This window comes from Skermanella aerolata KACC 11604 (assembly GCF_000936425.1).
Classification (GTDB): domain Bacteria; phylum Pseudomonadota; class Alphaproteobacteria; order Azospirillales; family Azospirillaceae; genus Skermanella; species Skermanella aerolata.
The window spans coordinates 249159-271436 of the sequence record NZ_AVFK01000004.1 but is presented as its reverse complement, the minus strand read 5'-3'; the positions used below and the strand labels follow the sequence as shown (position 1 = coordinate 271436).

At 63.8% G+C, this 22278-nt stretch carries 21 protein-coding genes and 1 riboswitch; of the genes, 9 read left to right on the top strand and 12 right to left on the bottom strand.

Annotation, left to right across the window (positions count from 1 at the left end; translation table 11 throughout):
- Positions 1-296: 296 nt before the first annotated feature.
- The gene (locus N826_RS42880; protein WP_147040244.1) at positions 297-566 is read left to right on the top strand and encodes a PIN domain-containing protein; all 270 of its coding nucleotides are present in this window, start codon (positions 297-299) and stop codon (positions 564-566) included.
- A gap of 19 nt (positions 567-585) precedes the next feature.
- Here the strand turns inward: N826_RS42880 and N826_RS07900 are convergent, their stop codons facing one another.
- Genes N826_RS07900 through thyX form a run of 4 tightly spaced genes read right to left on the bottom strand, consistent with a single transcriptional unit; the run spans position 586 to position 4298 of the window.
- Positions 586-1380, bottom strand: a complete 795-nt coding sequence (locus tag N826_RS07900; protein WP_044427349.1) for an ABC transporter ATP-binding protein — start codon at positions 1378-1380, stop codon at positions 586-588.
- Complete coding sequence (locus N826_RS07895; RefSeq protein WP_044427347.1) at positions 1377-2294, bottom strand: ABC transporter permease; 918 nt, start codon at positions 2292-2294, stop codon at positions 1377-1379. The genes N826_RS07900 and N826_RS07895 overlap by 4 nt, the downstream gene beginning before the upstream one ends.
- Before the next feature lie 28 nt (positions 2295-2322).
- A complete protein-coding gene (locus N826_RS07890; protein WP_147040242.1) occupies positions 2323-3297 on the bottom strand; it encodes an ABC transporter substrate-binding protein in 975 nt (324 codons plus the stop codon).
- 56 nt (positions 3298-3353) lie between these two features.
- Positions 3354-4298, bottom strand: a complete 945-nt coding sequence (thyX, locus tag N826_RS07885; RefSeq protein ID WP_044427345.1) for an FAD-dependent thymidylate synthase — start codon at positions 4296-4298, stop codon at positions 3354-3356.
- Between the two features lie 391 nt (positions 4299-4689).
- Between thyX and N826_RS07880 the strand changes: the two genes are divergently transcribed.
- Together N826_RS07880 and N826_RS07875 are read left to right on the top strand one after the other, a co-directional pair.
- Positions 4690-5196 (top strand): SspB family protein, encoded by a 507-nt coding sequence (locus N826_RS07880; protein WP_044427344.1) that lies wholly within the window; start codon positions 4690-4692, stop codon positions 5194-5196.
- 297 nt (positions 5197-5493) lie between these two features.
- Positions 5494-7041, top strand: a complete 1548-nt coding sequence (locus tag N826_RS07875) for a hypothetical protein (RefSeq protein ID WP_044427343.1) — start codon at positions 5494-5496, stop codon at positions 7039-7041.
- A 76-nt stretch (positions 7042-7117) separates the two neighbouring features.
- Here N826_RS07875 and N826_RS07870 read toward each other — a convergent pair whose 3' ends face one another.
- The 4 genes from N826_RS07870 to N826_RS07855 all read right to left on the bottom strand — a co-directional run bounded on the left by N826_RS07870 (position 7118) and on the right by N826_RS07855 (position 10849).
- Positions 7118-7366 carry a hypothetical protein gene (locus N826_RS07870; RefSeq protein ID WP_044427341.1) on the bottom strand — a complete coding sequence of 83 codons (249 nt, stop codon included), beginning with the start codon at positions 7364-7366 and terminating at the stop codon, positions 7118-7120.
- A gap of 253 nt (positions 7367-7619) precedes the next feature.
- Positions 7620-8456, bottom strand: coding sequence for a beta-1,6-N-acetylglucosaminyltransferase (locus N826_RS07865; RefSeq protein WP_044427339.1), 837 nt, complete (start codon positions 8454-8456; stop codon positions 7620-7622).
- A 24-nt stretch (positions 8457-8480) separates the two neighbouring features.
- Positions 8481-9629, bottom strand: coding sequence for a glycosyltransferase (locus N826_RS07860; RefSeq protein ID WP_169789303.1), 1149 nt, complete (start codon positions 9627-9629; stop codon positions 8481-8483).
- 23 nt (positions 9630-9652) lie between these two features.
- Complete coding sequence (locus tag N826_RS07855) at positions 9653-10849, bottom strand: glycosyltransferase (RefSeq protein ID WP_147040238.1); 1197 nt, start codon at positions 10847-10849, stop codon at positions 9653-9655.
- A gap of 477 nt (positions 10850-11326) precedes the next feature.
- On the opposite strand from N826_RS07855, the gene N826_RS07850 reads away from it, so the two are divergent.
- A complete protein-coding gene (locus N826_RS07850) occupies positions 11327-13600 on the top strand; it encodes a GumC family protein (protein ID WP_044427333.1) in 2274 nt (757 codons plus the stop codon).
- Positions 13601-13644: 44 nt separating this feature from the next.
- Positions 13645-14454, top strand: coding sequence for a WecB/TagA/CpsF family glycosyltransferase (locus N826_RS07845; RefSeq protein WP_044427330.1), 810 nt, complete (start codon positions 13645-13647; stop codon positions 14452-14454).
- 92 nt (positions 14455-14546) lie between these two features.
- Here N826_RS07845 and wbaP read toward each other — a convergent pair whose 3' ends face one another.
- From wbaP to N826_RS07830, 3 genes are all read right to left on the bottom strand, one after another.
- The gene (wbaP, locus tag N826_RS07840; RefSeq protein WP_052830913.1) at positions 14547-16007 is read right to left on the bottom strand and encodes an undecaprenyl-phosphate galactose phosphotransferase WbaP; all 1461 of its coding nucleotides are present in this window, start codon (positions 16005-16007) and stop codon (positions 14547-14549) included.
- A 537-nt stretch (positions 16008-16544) separates the two neighbouring features.
- Positions 16545-17597, bottom strand: a complete 1053-nt coding sequence (locus tag N826_RS07835) for a YihY/virulence factor BrkB family protein (protein WP_084720577.1) — start codon at positions 17595-17597, stop codon at positions 16545-16547.
- A gap of 16 nt (positions 17598-17613) precedes the next feature.
- Positions 17614-18447: a PA2169 family four-helix-bundle protein gene (locus N826_RS07830; protein WP_169789302.1), complete on the bottom strand. Its 834-nt coding sequence runs from the start codon at positions 18445-18447 to the stop codon at positions 17614-17616.
- Between the two features lie 130 nt (positions 18448-18577).
- Here N826_RS07830 and N826_RS07825 point away from each other — a divergent pair, with 130 nt between their 5' ends.
- Positions 18578-19744 carry an aminotransferase class V-fold PLP-dependent enzyme gene (locus tag N826_RS07825; RefSeq protein ID WP_044427325.1) on the top strand — a complete coding sequence of 389 codons (1167 nt, stop codon included), beginning with the start codon at positions 18578-18580 and terminating at the stop codon, positions 19742-19744.
- On the opposite strand, the gene N826_RS07820 is transcribed toward N826_RS07825, so the two are convergent.
- A complete protein-coding gene (locus N826_RS07820) occupies positions 19737-20039 on the bottom strand; it encodes a hypothetical protein (protein ID WP_044427323.1) in 303 nt (100 codons plus the stop codon). The two genes, N826_RS07825 and N826_RS07820, sit on opposite strands and share 8 nt — an antisense overlap.
- A gap of 47 nt (positions 20040-20086) precedes the next feature.
- Positions 20087-20197, bottom strand: a riboswitch (SAM-I-IV-variant riboswitch).
- Between the two features lie 144 nt (positions 20198-20341).
- On the opposite strand from N826_RS07820, the gene N826_RS07815 reads away from it, so the two are divergent.
- The 3 genes from N826_RS07815 (at position 20342) to N826_RS07805 (ending at position 22170) form a co-directional block, all read left to right on the top strand.
- Complete coding sequence (locus tag N826_RS07815; RefSeq protein WP_044427321.1) at positions 20342-20728, top strand: hypothetical protein; 387 nt, start codon at positions 20342-20344, stop codon at positions 20726-20728.
- Between the two features lie 132 nt (positions 20729-20860).
- Positions 20861-21568 carry a class I SAM-dependent methyltransferase gene (locus N826_RS07810; protein ID WP_063772218.1) on the top strand — a complete coding sequence of 236 codons (708 nt, stop codon included), beginning with the start codon at positions 20861-20863 and terminating at the stop codon, positions 21566-21568.
- Complete coding sequence (locus tag N826_RS07805) at positions 21565-22170, top strand: uracil-DNA glycosylase (RefSeq protein ID WP_044427316.1); 606 nt, start codon at positions 21565-21567, stop codon at positions 22168-22170. Before N826_RS07810 ends, N826_RS07805 begins: the two co-directional genes overlap by 4 nt.
- The last annotated feature ends 108 nt before the right edge of the window (positions 22171-22278 follow it).

Here is a 22278-nt window from a genome sequence, read left to right as displayed (position 1 = left end):
GCCAAGAAGCGAACGCAACGGCGCCACTTTGTTGTCCATCTGAATAGTTCTGCTAGTTTTGCAACTAACCCTCAGCCTTATGGTCTCAGCGACGATCCTACCGGAGCGATGCTTCCCGGCTTCAAGATGATACCGAATTGGAAGCCACTCATAGAAGCAAAGCCAGGACAAGCGAAGAACGGTCTTTATGCTCATCTGGCTTTGAAGCTAGAGGATTGATTTCTTCGGATCGAAGCCAATGGCTGACCTTCTTCTGGACACTCAGGCCTTGTTCTGAATGATCTACAGCCACAAGCATGTTTCCGCAGCCGCTTGGGCTGTTATCAACAACCAATACGCTTCATCTCACCAAAGTGCAGGGCCATCGCGACCCGATGGATCGTCTGATCATCGCCATGGCGCTTGCACGAAGGATGGTGCTCGTGTCTGCCGACCATCATGCTCCAAGCTATCTCGGAACAGCCGTGATTGATGCTGGAGGAGCGCCAGCATCGGCAGAGAAGCGCCAGACGATCGATGCGCGAAATGCCTTTCGCACCCTGGATTTGCCTGAACGGGAAGCCTGAGTCAGACGGTCGAAACGCACTACCCGATCAGCAGCGCATCATCTGCCAGTTGCTGGCCGCGTACGCGGCTGAACATCGCGAGCAGGTCGGGGACGTCCAGGCCGGCCCGCTCCTGTCCGCCGACGTCCAGCACCACCTGTCCCTCGTGCAGCATGATCGTGCGGTCGCCGTAGTCCAGGGCGTGACGCATGGAGTGGGTGACCATCAGCGTCGTCAGGCCATGTTCCACGACGATCCGCCGTGTCAGGTCGAGCACGAAGTCCGCCGTGGAAGGGTCAAGTGCGGCGGTGTGCTCGTCAAGCAGGAGGATGCGCGAACCCGCCAGGGTCGCCATCAGCAGGCTCACCGCCTGACGCTGGCCGCCCGATAATAGGCCCATCTGGTCCTTGAGCCGGTTTTCCAACCCCAATCCAAGTTCCGCGATCCGCTCGGCGAAACCGGCACGCTGGCGGGTTCCGACCGCAGCGCCTAGACCGCGCCTACGGCCCCTTGCCGCCGCCAGCGCCATGTTCTCCTCGATCGAGAGGGTGGCGCAAGTGCCCGCCATCGGGTCCTGGAAGACGCGGGCGACCAGACCGGCGCGGCGCGGGGTGTTCCAGCGGGTGACGTCGGTGCCGTCAATCGCAACGGTACCGCGCTCCGGGATCACGTCGCCGGCGAGCGCCCCCAGCACGGTCGATTTCCCGGCACCGTTGGAGCCGATGACGGTCACGAACTGGCCGCTCGGGATCGCCAGATCGACACCACGCAGGGCGTGCTTCTCAAGCGGCGTTCCCCGGCCGAAAGTAACGTGCAGGTTCTTCGCGGCAATCATCGGGAGGTGGCCTCCGCACCCGCACGGGCTTTCAGAGGATTGCGAATACGCGGCAGGATCAGCGCGCCCGCGACCAGCAGCGCCGTCACGAGGTTGAGGTCCGACGCGCGCAACCCGATGAAATCGGCGTTCAGCGCAACCTGGATCGCGATGCGGTACAGGATCGAGCCGACGACACAGCCGACCAGCATCCATACGATGACGCGCGAACGGACGACCGTCTCGCCGACGATGACGGCTGCCAGCCCGATCACGATGGTCCCGATGCCGCTTGTGACGTCGGCGAAGCCGTTGGTCTGGGCGAACAGGGCACCGGCAAGGCCGACCAGGGCGTTGCTCAGCGCCATGCCGACATAGATGTGCAGGTCGGTCGAGACGCCCTGAGCGCGCGCCATCCGGGCGTTGACGCCGGTCGCCCGCATCGCGAGCCCGAATTCACTGGTCAGGAAGCGCGCCAGCAGAGCCACGACGACCAGCACGACCGCCAGGACGAACAGCGGCCTGACCACGGCGTCCGACAATCCGAGCGTCTGGCCTAGATCGTAGAAAGGCGTCAGCACGGTATCCTGGATCAGGATCGCGACGTTGGGCCGTCCCATGACCCGCAGGTTGATCGAGAACAGGGCGATCATCGTCAGGATGCTGGCAAGCAGGTGCAGGATCTTGAAGCGGACGTTGAGCGTCGCCGTGACGATGCCAGAAGCCGCACCCGCCAGCATGGCGATGCCGGTGGCGACCCAGGGGTTCCAGTCGGCCAGGATGAGCGTCGCGGCGACGGCGGCGCCCAGCGGGAAGCTGCCGTCCACCGTCAGGTCGGGGAAATCCAGGACGCGGAAGGAGATGAACACGCCCAACGCCACCAGGGCGAAGACCAGCCCCAGTTCCGCCGCACCCAGCAGGGCCACGGTGCTCATGCCCCGTGCTCCACCCGATGACGCACCGTCACTGACCGATCACCTTCGACGCCCGCGCGACCACTGCTTCCGGGATGGTGACGCCCATCGCCTGGGCAGCCTTCGGGTTGACGTGAAGGTCGGTTCCCTGCGCCGAGCGTACGGGGATATCGCCCGGCTTCTCACCCTTGAGCACGCGCGCGACGATCTCGCCGGTCTGGCGTCCGACCTGATAATAGTTGAACCCGATGGTCGCGATCGTGCCGCGCTGGACGCTGTCGGTATCGCCGCTGAAGACCGGCAGCTTGTTCTGCGCGCCGACGATCAGCAGGGCCTCCAGGGCGGAGACGATCGTGTTGTCGGTCGGCACATAGATCGCGTCCACCCTGCCGACCAGGCCGCGCGCGGCGCCCTGGACGTCCGAAGACTTGGTCGCGGGCGCCTCGACGACGCTGAATCCCTGCCCGGGTGCCAGCTTCTTGATGATCTCGATCAGGGTGGCGGAATTCGGTTCACCCGGATTGTACGGCACGCCGAGACGCTTCGCCTCGGGCAGAACCTCCCGGATCAGCGCCAGATGGTCGGCGATCGGCGACAGGTCCGACAGGCCGGTGACGTTGCGGCCGGGCTTGTCGAGGTTACGGACGAGCTGGGCGCCGAGCGGATCGGTGACGGCGGTGAAAACCACCGGGATGTCGCGGGCCGCCGAGACGACCGCCTGGGCCGACGGCGTCGAGATCGGAACGATCACGTCGGGTCCCTGCCCCACGAACTGGCGGGCGATCTGAACAGCCGTTCCGGGATTGCCCTGGGCGCTCTGGTACTCGAACCGGAGGTTCTCGCCGGGCTTCCAGCCCTGCGCCGCCAGTTCGTCCCGGATGCCGTCACGCGTCGCGTCCAGCGCCGGATGCTCGACGATGGCGGTCACGGCGACGGTGGCGTCACGAGCCTGCGCCAGGGCGGCGGTAGCACTCAGCGCGACCAGCGCCAGGGCCGCCCCCGCCATGCGGGTCATCTTCTTCATTGCTTTTCTCTCTTCCAACCCCGGTCCCGAAATCGCTACGGCAGCCGGGCATGCCGTCACGCGTCGGGCGAACGGCCTAGCTGCTCCATCAGTTCACGCCATTCGCGCTTGCTCAGGCCGCTATCGCCCTGAACCACGATTTCGCCCGCCAGCATACGCTTCACGATGGCAAGGCCGGTCGCGGAGAGATGGGTACCGCCCAGGCGGTAATCCCGGAACGCTTCCGATGTCATCGGCACCCAGCGTTGCAGGATGTCGATCATGATGTCGGCATAAACCCGGATCTCGTACTGGGCATGGCTGTCGGCGCGCAGCCGCAGGAAATGCATCAAGTTGTGCAGATCCACCTTCCAGTACCACTGCGTATAGTAGTTCAGCGACAGGTTCATCCGCGCCAGTTCGCGCGCCAGTCCGGACCGGTTCGGGTCGAGCGCCGCACCCTGGTCGTCCTGGTTCAGCATCTCGGCATAGCCGCGATACGCGCGCTCGGAATCCTCCCGCAGCAGGTCGAGTACACGGGCCGCTTCGTCGCCCTGAAGCACGTCGCCACGGCCCTGCCGGTTTATCTCGCTCTGAGCGGACAGATGCTCGGGTTCCGGTATGTAGAACTCCTTGTCGAGGATCGAATAGCGCGCCGAGTACTCGTTGACGTTGGCCGTCCTGTGCCTGATCCATTGTCTTGCCACGAAGATCGGCAGCTTGACGTGATACTTGATTTCGCACATCTCGAATGGCGTCGAGTGCCAGTGCCGCATCAGATAGCGGATCAGGCCGGCATCCTCGCTGACCTTCTTGGTGCCCCGGCCGTACGATACCCGCGCCGCCTGGACCACCGCCCCGTCGTCGCCCATGTAGTCGATCACGCGCACGAAGCCATGATCGAGCGCTGGGAACGCCTCGTACAGGATTTCCTCCAGCGCCGGCACGGTCGCCCGTCTGGTCTGAACCGGATTGCTGCGCTGCTGATCGATTTCGTCGCGTTGCTCTGGAGTGAGCGGCATGGTGTCCCCGGCTTGCAAAGTCCGGCGGCACTCTAGCGCTCCACCGCCGCTTAGACCAGACCCGGACCGCCGATAAGATGGCCCATGGACGGCGCATCGTCTCTTCAGAAATATAGACCTTGCGGCAATCAGGCTCTTTCGCACCGCCATCGAAATGCCTATATTCCAGATGCCGGGTAGCATCCGGCAGTGGCCGTACGCGTCACACGAAGTAAGCGCAGCGGAACCGGGAGCGGTACCCGGTGCCTCCACCAAGCCAGCTTCCAAGCCGTGCTCTGCGGCTTTGGAACATGGGGGCATCAAGTGGCGGAAACCTCCCGTTGAATTTTGATTCCACTCGATTATCAAGTGGTGTCTTACACTGATTAATTAGGTTGAGGCGGCGCCTGGAATGCCTACCGAGTACCTCAGATACGACAAAATGGTTGAAAACGCCTTGCGTGGCGTGGTCCGCGAGGCTTTGCGCCAAGCGGGTGAGCGGGGTCTTCCCGGCAACCATCATTTCTATTTGACCTTCCGCACGCACGATCCGGACGTTCATATCCCCGATTATCTTCGCGGCCAGTACCCAAGCGAAATGACGATCGTGCTCCAGTACCAGTTCTATGGTCTGGAGGTGGACGAGGAAAAATTCGGCGTCACGCTCAGCTTCAACAACATGCATGAGCGGCTGGTCGTCCCCTTCGCGGCGATCACCACCTTCGCAGACCCCTCGGTCAACTTCGCGCTCCAGTTCCAGCCGCTCGGCGCGCAGGACGGGCCGTCGAGCGTCGAAGAGATCGAGGCCGAGGTCACCGAGGAAGCTGCTCAGCACGCTGCCAAGCTTGGCAGCCCCAAGCCTGCGGAAGAGGGCAAGACCGGTCAGGTCGTGACCTTGGACGCTTTCCGCAAGAAATAGGTTTCGGATCTGAACATCGCCGGGCAGGCAAGTCTCAAAGGGCGCCGTCATCGACGGCGCCCTTTTTCGTTCCCGTGCGTTGTCATGCCTGTAAGTACCCGGACGCCTTCTCGACGCCGGAACGCCGGTATTAATCCGTTCGGTGTCACCCTTGAGAGTTGGCGATCCGGGTGGAATCAGCTTTCAATGCTGCGTTGCAGCAGTTACGGATTCGCGGATAGGACTCCGGTTTCGTCATGTACGACCCTCTCCTGAGATCAGAACGATCCCGCCAAGAACGATGTTATGAAAGCTGACATGCGGCACTCCGACCGTCCGAGCCTGCTGACGAAATTCTTTAATCTCGACGCCAAGCTGGCAAGCAGTCCTTGGGGCCGCGCCGCAGTTATTGTTCTGGCGCTGGTGCTAACCATTGCCATGACCTACCTGCTGATGGGCAAGCGTGAGGTGATCGCAGCCGATACGCGCGATTATCTGGCCTTCTCGCCGCTCCGGGTTTTCGGCTATCCCTCGTTCCTGATGCTGATGTCGTCGATTGCGGATGTCCGTATCAGCACCGTGATAATCCAGACGCTGATCTTCCTCGGGTCCAGCGTCTTCCTGGCGCTAGTGGTATTGAAGGCGACGCGCTCGCTGGTCCTTACGCTGGCATTGACCGTGCTGCTGTACGGCAACATCGTGACGACCATCTACAACTATATCGCGGTTACCGAGTCGCTGGTCACTTCGTCGGCCATGGTGGCACTGGGTGCGCTGATCCAGTTCTACCGGACCCGCCGCCTGTCCTGGTTCGTCCTGATCTGCGCCGTCGCCGCGCTCAACATCGCGATCCGGCCGGCGGGCCAAGTGTACCTGCCCTTCCTGATCGTCATCGGGCTTTATTCATGGCTGGCGCTTCGGGTCAGCCTAGCCCGGATGGCCGGCGCCTTCGTGCTGACTGTCCTGGTCAGCTACGGCTCCATCTATGCGGTCAACTACACGGTCCACGGCTTTACGGGCACCAACAGCAACCATGGCACCGGCCTGCTCGGCAAGGCGATGCTGCTGGCGCCGAAGCATGCCGGCGAGTTCGCCGGTACACCCCTGCAGGAACCGGTATCCGAACTTGCCCGCATCATGGAGCCGGTCGTCAGCCGCCTCGACCAGATGGAGAACGACCGGGCGCGGACACTGATTTCGCAGACCTATGTCAACTATCTACGCTTCGGGGTCCTGTTCCCGATGTACCGGGACAGGTACAACCATGCCGACGGCTGGGACCGCGAACTGTATGTCCGTGACATCGCGAGCGCCATCGTGTCCAGGGACCGCGCGGGATATCTGGAACTGTCCTGGCGCGAGTTCATGGCGCTGGTCACCCTCGCCCCGATCATGACTCCGGCCGAGGCGGACACGGCTCGCGCCGATGTCGAGCGGCTGGCGCCCTGGCCCTATGACGGCGACGAGAATTGGGAATATGAATCCGGTCCCCGCCTGCTCAAAATGGAAATCGGCATCGGCGACGCCCAGCGCGGCACGGCCACGGTCGTCGCTTTCCGGGTGATCTATTACGGCTTCTACGTCATTGGGATCGGCGGGATCCTGGTGATGGTCGTAACCGCGGTCCGGCGCCGGCCGATCGACTTGGATCTTCAGATCATCGGTTCTTCCGCGATCCTCTATGCCGGTACGATCAGCATGACCGCTCTCGGCGATGTCGGCGGGGTGCGTTATCTGGTGCCAATCTGGCCCTGCATCGCTGTATCGTGGATCTTCGCCGCCGACTGGGTCCGGGTAAAGGCGCTGGCGCCGCGCACGGCGGCCGGCACCGACTATGCCCCTGGCCGGCGCCCCGCCATCTCCTGACGGGGTTTCCGGAAACGGAAAAGGCGCGGCTGTCGAAGCCGCGCCTTTCCGCACATCCCGAAACCGGGATCATCCATCAGGAATTGATGGAGATCGAACCGATCTGGGTGTTGTCGCTCACGTCGCCGCCCAGGGCGCCGGCAGCGTTCGAACCCGAGAGGGCGTTGCCGCCGGTGGCGTCCGAACCGGCGCTGCTGAAGCCGAGACCGCCGGCCGAAGCCATCCCGGAGGCATCGCCGCCGAGGCCCATCGAGGACGAACCCGAGAAACCGACCGCTTCGCCGCCCGACTTGCCGCTCTGCTCAATACCAACATGCGTGCTCATGTGAATCTCCCGACCTGATAAGGTGTTTGTATCGCTTCGACCGGCAGCTTCTCCGCCAGTGCTTTCCTTATCAGCAAGGGTTGTGCCACTTTAGTGGTAACCATTATAGACCGATCCGCGATGGCGGACTCCCGCGGTTTTACTGCCCATGGCCGCCAAGTTCGGGCGGAAGGACAGCCGGATGGTCTACCTGTCGGTCCAACGGTGTGGACACCGTCAAGGAAAGCTGGACGATGCCTGCTCCGCCCCGGCTTCAGGCGGCCATCGACCCGCGCAGCCGGGAAGCCAGCCGGTCCAGCACCTCGGCATCGACCGTTTCGTCGAACTTGCGGGCGAAGAACGCCGACGACGATGCCAGTTCGGGCAGGTCGGCCGCTGTCAGGACCCGAGGGTTGCCGGAATTCGGCATCCACTTGATCAAGCGCTTGTTGTCGGCATCGACCGTGCCGGCGAAGGGACTTGCCATCATCATGGCCTGATACCAGGACTCATGAGGATGCTTGACGCGACGGAACCAGCGCAGGCACTCCTGAGCGACCGGTGCCGTCACGGCCCACTCGCAGAACTCCCGCGTCAGGATGTGCCAGCCGTCGCCGATCCAGTCGTTCCGGAACCCGCGCGGCTTCGGATAGGGAAGCGGCAAACGCCGCACCTTGCCGCCGGCTTCGACGCAGACCCAGTGGAACCGTCGGCGGAAATGCGGTTTGCTGTCGGCCAGCGGCAGTACCCGCATATGGTTGACACCCGGTTTGGAGCGCAGTTCCTCGATCATCCGCTCACGCGTCCGGAGCGGAAAGTCCTGAGCCGTGATGTTCATCATGTGAGTCCAGCCGGGGCGTCGGATCAGCGCATTCAGCGCATTCCATTCGGCTTGGCAGAGGCCGAAGCCGCCCCACACCACCGAAACCGGCGGGATGAACTCGATATTGCTGCGGCCCTTGGCGGCCAGAACGAACTCCCGGTGGACCTCGGGGGAGGTCTTGGCATCGACATGCACGGCGAAATGATCATCGGGATGCCAGAGCACGTCCATCAGCCGGGCAAACTGCGACGGCTGCTTGTAGGCGGTGATGATGTAAGCAAGGGACATCAAGCCTGGGAACTCCGCGAAGTCTCAGCCCGGTTGGGGCCGGTAGAGCCGGCCTTCATGGGAAGTGGGAACGATAAGACGCTCGAAACCGTCCGCCATCCGCCCGGCGGTGAACAACTGCGCCCGAACCCGTGCCCGCTCGGCCAGGACGGCGCGGCGTCCCGCGTCCCTTACCAGAGCTTCCAGCGCCGTGATCCAGGCCTCGTCGCCGTCAAGGGGCAGCAGTTCCCCCGCCGCCTCCGGACCGGGACCGCCAAGCGTCTCGACCTGGGCCGGGATGTCGCTGGACACGATCGCCAACCCGGCGTGCATCGCCTCAAGCAAGGCGTTGCTCTGCCCCTCGAACCGGGTCGGCATCGCGAAGATGTCGGCGGCGCGCAGCAGATCCGGAATATCGGCGCGCTTGACTTCGCCCAGGAAGTTCACCCGGTCGGCGATGCGGAGCCGGACCGCCGCCGCTTCCAGGTCACCCCTGTCCTCGCCATCGCCCGCCAGCACCAGATGCCCGGCGGACATAGCGGCCAGCGCCCGGAGCAGCAGCCCCTGGTTCTTCTGTTCGGCCAGCCTGCCGATGTTCAGGATCACCGGCTGCCCGGACGGCAGGCCGAACCGCGCCCGCGCGGCGGCGGAGTCCAGGGCCGACGGACGCCAGTCGATCCCGTTGTGGACCATCGTCAGACGTCGCCGGTACGAAGCCGGATAACGATCGAAGCTATCGAGCACGGACTGGGAGTTGCCGACATTGACGGTGTAGCAGCCGAGGCTTCCGGCCAGCTTGTCCAGCCGCTGCATCAGGGGACTGTAGCTCCAGCCGGGATTGCGCTGGGAGGCGACCCGGTGGCGCACCCCAGCCAACCGGGCCGCGATCTGTCCCAGGCCGTTGGCAAGCGGCAGGAAGCTGATCACGGCATCCGGACGGTGCGCTTTCAACTGGCCGACCAGCTTGGGAAGGATTTGGAGATAGCCGGACGCGCCCGGCGAAGCTTCCGGCAGCAGGACCCGGACGCGTTCCTCGTTCCGGTAGAGCGTCGACTTCTCGTAAAGGAACCATGTCTCCACGTCATGGCCACGGGCGCGCAGTTCGCGGGCGAGACGGAGCAGCGCTTCCTGTGCTCCGCCCTGGTCCATATGGGTGATGAGCAGGACCAGCCGCCGTGTTTCACGTCCGGACATGGACGCTGCCGCCGCCTGTCCGCTCATCGATTGACGCCCGCTTCCGGCTGCGCCATGCGGGGATGGACCAGGGGCCGGCGGACGGCCTGGGGTCCGAGCGCCAGTTCGAGATACGTATCGACCGCCCGATCAAGGGTAAACTCCTCGACTTTCCGCGCCATCTCGTTGGTTTGGACCGGCTGGTCCAGGGTGCGGAGGATGGCGTCGGCCATGGCCTGATCGTCATTCATCGGCACCAGGATGCCCAGGCGACCGTCGTCCATGATCTCCCGGGTACCGCCCGGACAGTCGGTCGCGACCACGGGAGTCCCGCAGGCCATCGCTTCGACCAGGACGGACGGCAGGCCTTCCCACTGCGAAGACTGGACGAAGACCGAGGCGCGCGACATCACCGCATAGGGATTGGCGTAGAAGCCAGGCATTCCGACATCGTCGGCGACTCCCAGATCGGATGCCAGCTTCTCGAGCTCGCCGCGCAGTTCGCCCTCGCCCAGGATCAGCAGCCGGGCGCGGCGGCGTGCCCTCAAATCCGCGAAGGCGCGGATCAGGGCCGCGAAGTCCTTGACCGGAGCCAGACGTCCTGCCGCCATGATGACCGGAGGCTCGCCGGGAGCCAGCCATGGATGGTCGCAGGGTTCCGCGGCCCTGGCATAGAGTTCGGGTGTCACGATGCCGTTGTGGATGACGCTGATGGTATCCCGCCCCATGCCGCTGAACGTCGCCAGATCGTCGGCGACGCCTCCCGATACGGCCACTACGCGGGTGGCGAGCGGGTAGACGCGCGGCACCATCCTGTATGCCAGCTTCACGGTCCGCGACGTCAGGGCCGCGAAGTTGCGGGTGATCTGGCTGTGCTCGGTCACGATGACGCGGGTCCGTGCCCGCGACAGCGTCGAGGCCAGCAGGGCGCCGACGTTGACGTGGACCAGCGCCGTCAGCATGGCGGCCGGGCGCTCACGGCGAAGGTAGCCCGCAAGCGCCGCAACGCTGTTAAGCGTCCGCCGCGTATTCAGCACGACGAGGCGCACGCCCGGCGGGATCGAGTCCAGGTAAGCGCCTTCGCGCTTGATCAGGACGAGATCCACGGCATAGGAGCGCGCAGCTATTCCGGCCGCCAGACGCAGCATGACCCGTTCAGCCCCTCCCCCATGAAGATCCTGGAGAAACAGGCAAATTTTCGGAGTCATCGGTGTGGAAGCCGTCATGGTTTCAGTGGTCATTCAACAGGACTGCAACAGTTGGATAAGGTCGCGAGGGGGTCGGCAGGTGGTCGTAGCGGCTGGAAATCAAGAGTTCCGACTATAGGACGGATGGTGACCGTTGTTGGCCTGATCGCCACGGCAATTAAGTCCTACCCGTAGTGGGCACCCATTGATGGTTCTCGATCTAACGTCCTTTGCCATGTAACAGCCATACATTGGCATCAAGATCTCTGTATAATAGAACCACCAAGAGAATCCAAATGCCTCCCAAAGCGCTGAGTACTATAGACTGTGGCAATTAGACTCAAATGTAATGCATCTCGTCTTCTTATGCGTTGGCTTTGATCTTTAACCCATAGGGCTAACATGCACCACCTTTTAGCATTGTCTGCTCTGCGCATAGGAAGACACCCGGCATTCCACTGAACAAAGCCTCAGGCGACAATGTTCGTCCTGAGATGTCGCATGCGCGTGTAAAACTACCGGATACCACCGATGAACAAGCTTTTGACGCCGGAACGCCAAGAGACCGACCGGCATGATTGGACCACCCACGAGGAGGGTCCGTCCAGAACGGCGCCTACCCTTGGGTTGGCCGACTTGCTGATGGTCCTGTCGCGCCGGAAATATTTGCTGCTCGGTACGATAGGAATTGTGACGCTGATCGGCATCGTCAACGTCTATATGTTGACGCCACTATTCACCGCGACCACCTCGGTCATGGTGGACCCGCGCGAGCAGCGCGTCATCAATATCGAATCCCTAGTCGCCGGCGGTCCTGCCGACCAGTCGACCATCGAAAGTGAAATCCAGGTCGTCCAATCCGACGAACTGGCATCGCGCGTCATCGCCCAACTGGGGCTGGACAGACTGGCCGAGTTCAACCCGAAGGTGGCGGCGGAACAGGAAGCCGACAGTTTCCAGCTTCCCAGCCTGCGCGACCTGCCGCCTGTCCAGTGGCTGAAGAGCCTGCTTTCCGACGGCGAGGAGGAGACGCCGGATCCGGCCGCCGCGGAAGCGCGCCTGCGCACCGCCATCGAGGCCAAATTCCTGAGCAGGCTGAACGTCTCCAGCGTCGGACGGTCGCGCGTCCTGAACATCAGCTTCACCTCGCAGGACCCCGCGATCGCGTCCAGCGTGGCGAACAGCATCGCCAATCTCTATATTACGCAGCAGCTCGAACAGAAGTTCGACGCCCGCCAGAAGGCCAACGCATGGCTGACCGAGCGGCTGACCCGCCTGCGCGAGGAAGTCGAGACGGCGGAGAGGGCGGTGGAGACCGCGCGCGCCAGCCAGGGCGTCGTCCAGGGCCGCGATGCCGGCCTGGTCAACGAACAGCTCTCCCAGCTCAACACCCAGCTCGTCATGGCGCGTGCCGAGAACAGCACCTCCGTGGCGCAGCTTCGCAGCGTCGAGAGCGCCGTCGAAGCGCGCGGCATTAGGGCCGTGTTCGACGTGACCGACAGCACCCTGGTGAATGGGCTGCGCGCCCAGGAGACGACGCTTCGCCAGCGTGAAGCCGAACTGCTCAACAACCTGGGTCCGCGCCACCCGCAGGTCGTCGACCTGAAGTCCCAGATCAGTTCGGTCAGCAACGAGATCAACAACGAAGCCAACAACCGCCTCCGCGCGCTCCGCAATCAGGCAGCGGTCACGCAGCAGCGGGTCGCATCGCTCGAGCAGTCGATGAGCAGGCTCGAGCAGGAATCGGCGCGCGTCAACCAGTCCGACGTCCAGATCCGCGCTCTCCAGCGCGAGGCGGACGCCAACCGGGCGCTGTTCGAAAACTTCCTGGCGCGGTCGAAGGAAACCCAGTCGGTCGACCTGGAACAGCCGAACGCGTGGATCGTCTCCACCGCCAACTCACCGCTCAACCCGTCCTTCCCGCAGAAGCCCCTGTTCATCGCGGTGGCGCTGATCCTGGCGACGGGCCTGGGCCTGACGCTGGTCTTCCTGGCCGAACAGCTCGAACGCGGAATGCAGACGCAGGAAGACGTCGAGCGCATGCTGCACCTGCCGTCCCTCGGCATGATCCCGCTGGTCAAGCGCAACCGGCTCAGCCGCATGCCGCCGCAGGACTACGCCCTGGACAAGCCGGCATCGGCCTATTCGCAGGCGGTCAAGAGCCTGTTCACGTCGCTGATCATCGCCCACCAGCGCAAGGGCACCGGCAACATCGTCCTCCTGACCTCCGCCGTTCCGGGCGAGGGCAAGTCGGCCCTGGTCGCGACGCTGGCACGAGTGACCGCCATCGCCGGCCGCCGCGTGCTGATCGTGGACTGCGACCTGCGCCGTCCCAACATCCACCGGTCGCTCAGCCTGCCGAACCAGTACGGCTTGGCCGACTTCCTCAGCGGAAACGCCACCCTGCCCGACGTGATGCGCACCGACAGCAGGACCGGCGCCGACGTGATTACCGCCGGGTCTCCGACCGATAACCCGGAAGAGATAATCCGGAACCCGCTGTTCGATCAGATGTTGTTCAACTTACGTCCCCAGTACGATCTGATCCTGCTGGATGCCCCACCGGTCCTGCCGGTGTCCGACACCCGCATCCTGGCCGAGAAGGCCAGCCAGTGCGTCGTGGTGGTCAAGTGGCGCCGGACCCCGCGAAAGCTGGTCCAACTCGCCATCCGCCAGTTGACGGAGGCGGGCGCCAACATCGCTGGCGTCGCCCTCAATCAGGTCGATACCAGCAAGGCGGCACGCTACGGCTCTGGTGAGGTGGAGTACTACATGGGCCGACGCGGCAGCTATTTCAAAAACTGAGCCTTAAGACCGAGCTATTGAAGACACTCCGCCGGGAACACAGTATGCCTTTGGGATTCAAGTCGAGCGAAATTTTCGGTGTGAAAGTGACGCCGACGACCATGGACGATCTGTTCACCCTGATGGATCGTTCCGTCGCCGCGAAGGATCAGGTCGTCATTGCCAGCCTGAACCTTCACGGCATGTACAAGCTGTTCAAGGACGACGTATTCCGCAGCCTTCACGAAGATCCGAAGACCTGCGTCCATATCGACGGCACGCCGATCATCTGGCTCGGGAAGGCAGCGGGGCTGCCTCTTAACGGCAGGCACCGGACCGGCTGGATCGACTGGTTCCTGCCCCTGATGGAGCGCGCCCAGCGCTCCGGATGGCGCGTCTATTACCTGGGCGGCACCGAGGAGGTGCTGACCGAAGGCTTGGCGCGCCTGCGCGCCGAGTATCCCGATCTGGCGATCGACGGCCATAACGGCTACTTCGACGCCCGTCCCGGCAGCGCCGGGAATGCAGCCGTGGTCGGCCACATCAACCGGTTCGAGCCCCACATCCTGATCGTGGGCATGGGCATGGGCCGGCAGGAACACTGGATCTCGGCCAACCGGGACAGCCTGCGGACCAACTGCATCGGCACCTGCGGCGCCTGCATGGAGTATTTCGCCGGCGCCGTCCCGACGGCGCCGCGCTGGCTGGCTCCCTTGGGGCTGGAATGGCTTTACCGGCTGCTCAGCGATCCGGCCAGGTTCTGGCGGCGCTATCTGGTCGAACCCTGGATCGTCGCATGGTTCCTGGTGACCGGCGTCAACCGGAAACGCCGCCGTGCGGCGGCCGCCGCGGAGGCAGAACGGTCCTCAAGCTGAAATCCGGCCGGTGAAGAACACGAAAAGGGCCGCCGGGCAGAAATGCCCGGCGGCCCTTTTCGTTGACGACAACCTCGGCCGTTCGGGCCGGCTTACGCCCCGTCCGCTTTCATCACGATCCACACCGTCCGCATGAGGACGTGCAGATCCAGCCAGATCGAGTAGTTTTCGACGTAGTAGACATCCAGTTCAAGCCGCCGCTCGAAGGTCGTGCGGTGACGGCCGGAGACCTGCCACAGGCCGGTGATGCCGGGACGGACGCGCGCCAGGACGCCCTGCTGGTGTGGGTATCTGACCAGTTCGTGCGGCATATAGGGACGCGGACCGATCAGGCTCATGTCGCCGATCAGGACGTTCCAGAGCTGGGGCAGTTCGTCGAAGCTGAGCTTCCGCAGGATACGGCCGAAGCGGGTAACGCGCGGGTCGCGCGTCAGCTTGTGGTACATCTCGTACTCGTGGCGGAGCACGGGATCGGCCTCCAGAAGCTCCTGAAGCAGACGCTCCGCATCGACATGCATCGTGCGGAACTTTAGCGCCCGGAACGACCGCGTGCCGCCGGCCCAGCGGGACTGCCGGAACAGCAGCGGCCCCCGGCTGTCCAGCTTGATGCCGGCCGCGATCAGCAGGAGCAGCGGGGTCACCAGCAGCAGGAGCAGCGCCGAGGTTACGATGTCGAAGCTGCGCTTCAGCATCGGCGTCACGCTGGCTCCCAGCGGCCGTCGAACTTCGAGGGACAGTATGCCCGACAGGTCCCGCACCCGCGTATTGACGGTCTGAAGCCCATTCCATTCCGGCACCACCAAGATGGTGGAGAACGGAAGATTGCCGATCATCTCCTGGAGGCGTTCCGGCTGGTCGTGCGGCACGGCAAGGATGCCGACCGACGCATAGCGTTCCAGCCGTTCGTCGACGGAGTTTCCGCCCGGCGGCACGACGGGCAATCCTTCCACCGTCGTTCCCCAGCGGCCGGGGTCCTCGTCGATGAACAGGACAGGATTGTATCCCAGGTGCTCGTTCTGGCCGAGACGCCGGACGATGTCGACGCCGGTCTTGCCGGCGCCGACGACGACACAGGGACGTCCCCAAAGACGCAGGCGCATCAGCACGCCGCGTCCCAGGGCATCGGAAACCCATATCAGGATCGCCAGCACCAGCAGAGCCATCAGGAGCCCGGAGTTCAGCCAGTGCGAATCGTTGAACTGCAGATCGAGGATCGTTACGCCGACCACCGTGCCCAACAGGATCATGAACTGCCTGCGGAGCCGCTCCACCGGCGACATGCCATACCCGGGATACAGCCCGACCATGCCCTTCAACGCCGGGACGACCAGGAGAATGCCGGCCAGGACCTGGGCCTCGTATGCGACGTCGAAAGAAAACGCAAAAGCATCGGCGGAGAGGGTCTGAACGCCGATATGAGCGATCAGGACAGAACAAAAGACTGCGGTAGCGTCGACGAAGAACTGGAAGAGAGCTGGCTGCAGCGAACGAAGCTGCCCCCGCGTTCTCTGAGCAGGACCAGATTTTACGGAAATCTGGAAGTCATTGAGCATTCTGAAATTCCCCGCGCCGGTTGCCGGACGCCAGCAGACCGGCTGATTCACATCTTCTCACCGAAGGTGAGATCGAGAGCATCCGCGTAGCATTACCCTATAATGCACTGCAACATTCCCATGCATGAAAGAAATGGTAAAGACAAAAGGCCCCTGGCCTCCGGACAATATCGACGTAAGCCCGTTGGCAGGTCCCAGAAATCGCCCGAGAATTTAAAATTTGAGCCTTAAACGATTCTATGCTTGTCTGCCACTGCTTTACCACTTCCACCTAGGGCTATACTTAACGAATCAACAAAATATATCCAGAATCCTTTCCGTATTACGCTTGTTGCCTCCATAGGAGTGTTGCATTCAAGCCGCTATGTCCGGCTATCGCGCGTACCGCACTGCCCGGTCCCGGCACCGGTACAATGCGCCCGGGCGGCCGATGGTTGCGGCAGACGCCGCAGTACCTCGAATACCCAATACAATTGAGAGAGATACCACGGCGGCCCTAGCCTATCCGATGGATGTCCGCTTCGCGGCAACTGCCATTCAGGGCTTGTGTCCCACGGTGTCCGCAACATAGGCACGGCGTTGCCCCAGCGGACGCTCAGCGCCTTTCGTCGTGTCGCGTGCCGTCTGATGCTCCATCTCGGCATTGAGTTCCGCCCCAAGCAGGACCGCGAAGGAACTCAGGTTGAACCAGAGCAGCAGGATGATGACGGCTCCCATGGCGCCGTAGGTCTTGTTGTAATCGGCGAAATTGGAGACGTAGACGGAAAAGGCGACCGAACCCAGCAACCAGATCGCCGTCGCGACCACGGCCCCCCAGCTTACCCAGCGCCACCGGGGCGCATCGCGGTCGGGCGCATATCGGTAGAGCACGGCCAGCGCCAGGATGATGGCGACGGCCAGGATCGGCCAGCGCGCCAGCCGGATCGTCCACTCGACGGTTTCGCCCAGGTTCAGGTAGCCGATCACGACCGGCAAGCCCACGACCACCGCTAGGGTGACGATCATAAAGACGATCAGCGCCACCGTCAGTGCCAACGCTATGGCGTTGAGCTTGACGAAGCTTCGGGATTCCTCCTCGTCATAGGCGATGTTGAGGGCCGTGATCATGGCGATGACCCCGCGTGAAGCGCTCCACAGCGTCAGCGCGATGCTCAAGACCACGCCGAAGCCCAATTGCCCGCCCGAGGCCGCTGTTACGGCGGTCAACTGATCGACCATGATCGAGCGTGCGTCCTCCGGAATCACGCCGGCGACCGCTTCGAAGTTCCGCTGCACGTCGACCGGATCGGCGACGAGGCCGTAGATCGACACGGTGGCGGCGAGCATCGGGAAGATCGCCAGCATCAGGTAGAATGCGACCCCGGCGGCGATCATGGAGATGTTGTCCTTGGACGTCTCGTCCTTGACCCGCAGCAGGATATCGCGCCAGCCCTTGGCCGGGATCTTGCGCGGATGATCAGCTTCCCGTCCGCGGCCGTCGCTGCGGGCCAGCGCCTGATCCTGGCCTTTCCCCTTGTTGCGTCCCTGACTGGGACCGATGTAGCGGTCCGCCATGACTTCGCGGTGGGCGGATTTGCTCAATCCAAGCATTTTCGGACCTCTCCGCTCATGACGTGGCGTTCTTGAGGGCGCTCATCCGGTTGTGGGTCTGCTGGATGGCGTGGAAATGCGCGCCGACCACCACGCGGGTTTCGTCCGGAAGGTCGGCGTGAAAGGCCATGCGGAAGGACTCGAGCGCCGAATCCTCGCCGTTCTCGATAGCGGCGATGATGGCCGGGGCCTCGCCCGTGACCAGGGCCCGCCGCAATTCGCTCCAGGCCGGATGCGGTCGGCTGGGAGCCATGACGCCGACCAGCGGCGTCGCGCCGTGCCGGCGCACTTCGGCGTCGAGCGCCGCTGCCGCCCGATCGTGCTGCTGGCCGATCTCGCGCACGATCGCCTGGATCTCGCTGTCGGGAATCTTCGCTTCGGCCTGACGCAGGCCGTCCACTCCCTGAAGCGTTACGGAGATCAGCGGCGACAGCACCTCCGCGATCTCGTTCGGACCGAGCCGGCTGAGACGGCGGGTGCCTGTTTCGTCATGCGGCTGCTGCGGCCGGTTCATCGCGAACGCCAGCCACAGCGCCCCGATGCCGATCATGACGACAGGGATCGGGTTGTTGCGGATGGCGTCGCCAAGGCGGCTGGGATTGCCGCGCATGACGTCCTTGACCAGGTCGACGGCGCCGGACGTCAGTTGCCCCGGTGACAGCCGGAACTCGAGCTCGTCGAGCGTGCGGTCCATGCGGGAGCGGATATCGGCGATGTCGCGCTCGATCTCGTCCGGACTGCGTTCGGCGTTCCCCTCGCTTCCGCTCTGAGCATTTCCATCGGACGGTCCGGTTCCGGGCTCCGGTCCTCTCGAAGCTCTCAAGTCATCGTTGTCGTTATTGCGATTCATCCCGGTATACTCCATGCCCCATTTGCCGCCATTCAACACTGGGCCTGGGTCTGTGTTCCGGAACAGGCCCGTTCCGGCTCGATACCGCAGGTCCGACCATGAATTCAGGAAAACAGGTGAGGCCGACAGGATGATCGATTTGAACCGCGCGAGGGCCGAAACACCCGGCGTCAACCATGTCACGCACTTCAACAACGCGGGCGCCGCCCTTATTCCGCAGCCCGTCCTGGATGCCGTGATCGGGCACCTGAACCTCGAGGCCCGGATCGGCGGCTACGAGGCGGAGGCAAGGGCCGCCGACGCGGTCGGCCGCACCTACGATGCGGTGGCGGCGCTGCTCAACTGCCGGCGGGAAGAGGTCGCCATCGTCGAGAACGCCACGGTCGGCTGGGACATGGCGTTTTACGGCCTAGCCCAGACATTCGCCGCCGGCGACCGCATCCTGACCTCGATGGCGGAGTATTCCAGCAACTACATCCCCTTCCTCCAGGTAGCCGGACGCACCGGCGCCGTGGTCGAGGCTGTGCCCAACGACAGGCACGGACAGCTCGACGTGGATGCCCTTGCCGGCATGATCGACGGGCACGTCAGGCTGATCGCGATCACCCATATCCCGACCAACGGCGGGCTGGTCAATCCGGCCGCCGAAATCGGCAGGATCGCCCGCCGGTACGGCATCCCCTACCTGCTCGACGCTTGCCAGACCGCCGGCCAGATGCCGATCGACGTCGAGGAACTCGGCTGCGACATGCTGTCGGCGACCGGCCGCAAGTTCCTGAGAGCCCCGCGCGGCACAGGCTTCCTGTATGTCCGGAAGACCTTGCTGGAGCGGCTGGAGCCGCCCGTCCTCGACAATCACGCGGCGACCTGGGTGGCGCCCGGCCGCTATGAGATCCACGCCGACGGCCGTCGGTTCGAGAACTGGGAAAGCAACGTCGCCGCGAAGATCGGCCTGGGCGTCGCGGTCGATTACGCGCTGGGCTGGGGCCTGGATGCGATCTGGGACCGGGTGCGGAACCTTGGCGACCTGCTGCGCTCCCGCATCGCCCCCTTGCCGGGCTATACGGTCCGCGACTTGGGAGAGGTCCGGTGCGGCATCGTCACCTTCACGGGGCCGCGCCCGCCGGCGGAGATCAAGGCGCTGCTCGCGGAGCAGGGCATCAACGTGTCGGTCACCAAGGCGGCATCGACCCTGTTGGACATGAATGCCCGGGGCCTGACGGAAATGGTCAGGGCATCCGTCCACTACTACAACACGGAAGATGAGATCGACCGGCTGGTCGAGGCACTCACCTGACCGGGCGCCACCAATCCGCGGCGGCGCGCCGGCGGGCCTCTTCGAGGCGCTCGCCTTCCAGCACGAGGCACAGGTGGATCTCCGGACGTCCCCGGCGGGACGACTCGACGACAAGGTAAAGATGCGTCCATGTCCCCCGACCGCGATGGACGGCGGCGAACACCCATTCGCGCCGGTCCGGCTCGCGCGCGGTGGCGCGGCTGCCGCCCGCGATCAATTCGAGCGTGTCGGCAGGGCCGCACAGCGGGATGGTACAGGGACCGGCGACGGGGACGACGGGCTGACGTTCAGACATGACTAAACCCTCCTGGCTTCTGTGCCGAGGAGGGCTGACGCAGCGGCTCGTTCCCGTATAGTTGCCGGTTCAGGCCGCATCGTTCCGTTACCGGAACCACCACCTTGCCCGGGAAGGCAGGTTGGTGTTGGGCGCCAGCCCAACTCTTGATGCTGGGGTCCATGTACAATGACGACCGCGTCCGGTGCAACAGCATTCTTAAAGCCCTGCGACTCTATACCCCTGTTGAAAGTGCTATGATATAATCCTGAAGAATCATATAAGAGCTAAGCTTCGTCCGCCGGTCCAGGGATAGCGTCACCATGGTTTCATCTTCCCCGATCTCGCCCGATCTCATGCGGACGGCTCCCAAGGTGCGTGACCTGACGCCACAGACGCAGGCGTTCAACCAGGAAATCAATCGGCAGGTCAGCAACACCAACGACGGAATGAAGGTCAATGCGCGGGTCGAGCCACTGACCGGCGTCACCAAATCCATCGTCGGCGAAGACAGCAAGGCGATCCAGGAAACCAATGCATCGACCAAAGCGGGCGCGAAGGTCCCCACGCTGACCGGCGCCACCAGCGCCTATGTGACGGAGATGAAGTCTTCCGACCAGCAGAACGTCCAGAGCATGATCGCCGCCGCCGGCCGTGCCCGCACGCTTGGACAGGGTCCCGGCGGCGGAACGATCGATCTGTCGGCCTGACCGGAACCGACGCCCCCTTCTCGGTCCACAGCATACCGAAGCGCCGATTTTCGTTGATCTCTGATCTCCCCGCTCCTATTGGCTGCAAAATCTGTTAGTCAGATCGCGCGCCTGACCGGAGAGACGATCGCCATGCAAGACCAGCACACCCACCCTGCCCCAGAGCGCCGCAAGGCGATGGACGTGATCGCAAGCCTTCTGCCGATCGAAGGCGCCCGCATCGTGGATGTCGGCTGCGGCGAAGGCTCTTTAGTTCGCGCCCTCGCCAAACGGGGCGCCCATGTGACGGGCGTCGAAATCCTCGACGAGGCCCTGAACCGCGCCCGCGCCGCCCAGCCGGTCCGGGACGAGCGCTATATCAAGGGTGTGGGCGAGAACCTGCCGATGCACAACGACAGCGTCGATGCGGTGATCTTCATGAACAGCCTGCACCACGTACCGATCCCACACATGGCGAAGGCGCTGGCCGAGACGGCGCGCGTGCTGAAGCCGGGCGGTCTGGCGCTGATCCACGAACCGGAACCGCGCGGCGGCTATTTCGAACTGACCAAGCTGGTCGACGACGAAACGGATGTCCGGGCCGCAGCGTTGAAGGCACTGAAATCCGTCCGGGTACTGGAAGCGGTGGATGAGCTGTTCTACCTCAATCCGGTGAAGCACGATGACTACCAGAGCTTCGCTGACCGCATGGCGGGCGTCGATCCGACCCGCTCGACCCTGATCCGCACGGAGGACGCGCATCTGCGCGCGCTTTTCCAGGCCTCCGGCGAGCAGCGCGAAGGCGCCTGGTGGTTCGACCAGCCAATCCGGATCAACCTGCTGCGAAAGCCTGACCAGTGACTGCCTCTCTAACCGAACTGCCTTTCGTCGATTACCAGTATCCTACCAAGGACCCGGCCGGCGGTCGCATCGCCATCATAGGCGAAGCTCCCGGCGCTGAGGAAGCGCGCACCGGCAAACCCTTCGTCGGCGTCAGCGGCCGTATGCTGGACGAGAACCTGAAATCCGTCGGGCTGGACCGCGCCACTTGCCTTGTCGGCAACACCTTCCGCTACCAGCCGCCCGGCAACAAGGTCGGCCATTTCTTCTCCTCGCGGACCAAGGCCCGGAAACTCGGCGTCGAGGTCGCGGAGGATTTGGGTCCGATGGGCATCTCGGACTACTGCCTCGCCGAATACGCCGCCGAAGTCGAACACCTGCGCCGGACCCTCAACGAGATCAAGCCGGCCGTCGTCATCGCGCTGGGCCGCACGCCGATGTGGGCGCTGACCGGCCAGAGCGGCATCACGGCCCTGCGCGGCCAGGAACTCCCCTGCCGCCTCTACCCGGACGCCATAGTCGTACCGACCTTCCACCCCAGCTACATCCTGCGCGGCAACCGCGTCGAAGAACCCCTCTTCCACGCCGACGTGACGCTGGCCGCGAAGCTGGCTAAGCGTTAATCGGGGCAAACACTAACTCTTTCGATTTTTCACCGTGACTGCTATGAGAGGCGCCTTCTCTTCAGGAACGAGCGGCGGTCACAGCCGCTTGCTTCTTGCTCTCATGGC

Coding starts and splice junctions, on each gene's coding strand:
- N826_RS07880 (WP_044427344.1), top strand. CDS start 4,690: ATGCCTACCGAGTACCTCAGATACGACAAAATGGTTGAAAACGCCTTG.
- N826_RS07820 (WP_044427323.1), bottom strand. CDS start 20,039: ATGTCTGAACGTCAGCCCGTCGTCCCCGTCGCCGGTCCCTGTACCATC.
- N826_RS07850 (WP_044427333.1), top strand. CDS start 11,327: ATGAACAAGCTTTTGACGCCGGAACGCCAAGAGACCGACCGGCATGAT.
- thyX (WP_044427345.1), bottom strand. CDS start 4,298: ATGCCGCTCACTCCAGAGCAACGCGACGAAATCGATCAGCAGCGCAGC.
- N826_RS07810 (WP_063772218.1), top strand. CDS start 20,861: ATGCAAGACCAGCACACCCACCCTGCCCCAGAGCGCCGCAAGGCGATG.
- N826_RS07870 (WP_044427341.1), bottom strand. CDS start 7,366: ATGAGCACGCATGTTGGTATTGAGCAGAGCGGCAAGTCGGGCGGCGAA.
- N826_RS42880 (WP_147040244.1), top strand. CDS start 297: ATGTTTCCGCAGCCGCTTGGGCTGTTATCAACAACCAATACGCTTCAT.
- N826_RS07900 (WP_044427349.1), bottom strand. CDS start 1,380: ATGATTGCCGCGAAGAACCTGCACGTTACTTTCGGCCGGGGAACGCCG.
- N826_RS07875 (WP_044427343.1), top strand. CDS start 5,494: ATGCGGCACTCCGACCGTCCGAGCCTGCTGACGAAATTCTTTAATCTC.
- N826_RS07830 (WP_169789302.1), bottom strand. CDS start 18,447: ATGAATCGCAATAACGACAACGATGACTTGAGAGCTTCGAGAGGACCG.
- N826_RS07825 (WP_044427325.1), top strand. CDS start 18,578: ATGATCGATTTGAACCGCGCGAGGGCCGAAACACCCGGCGTCAACCAT.
- N826_RS07895 (WP_044427347.1), bottom strand. CDS start 2,294: ATGAGCACCGTGGCCCTGCTGGGTGCGGCGGAACTGGGGCTGGTCTTC.
- N826_RS07890 (WP_147040242.1), bottom strand. CDS start 3,297: ATGAAGAAGATGACCCGCATGGCGGGGGCGGCCCTGGCGCTGGTCGCG.
- N826_RS07860 (WP_169789303.1), bottom strand. CDS start 9,629: ATGTCCGGACGTGAAACACGGCGGCTGGTCCTGCTCATCACCCATATG.
- N826_RS07815 (WP_044427321.1), top strand. CDS start 20,342: ATGGTTTCATCTTCCCCGATCTCGCCCGATCTCATGCGGACGGCTCCC.
- N826_RS07835 (WP_084720577.1), bottom strand. CDS start 17,597: ATGCTTGGATTGAGCAAATCCGCCCACCGCGAAGTCATGGCGGACCGC.
- N826_RS07845 (WP_044427330.1), top strand. CDS start 13,645: ATGCCTTTGGGATTCAAGTCGAGCGAAATTTTCGGTGTGAAAGTGACG.
- N826_RS07865 (WP_044427339.1), bottom strand. CDS start 8,456: ATGTCCCTTGCTTACATCATCACCGCCTACAAGCAGCCGTCGCAGTTT.
- wbaP (WP_052830913.1), bottom strand. CDS start 16,007: ATGCTCAATGACTTCCAGATTTCCGTAAAATCTGGTCCTGCTCAGAGA.
- N826_RS07855 (WP_147040238.1), bottom strand. CDS start 10,849: ATGACCACTGAAACCATGACGGCTTCCACACCGATGACTCCGAAAATT.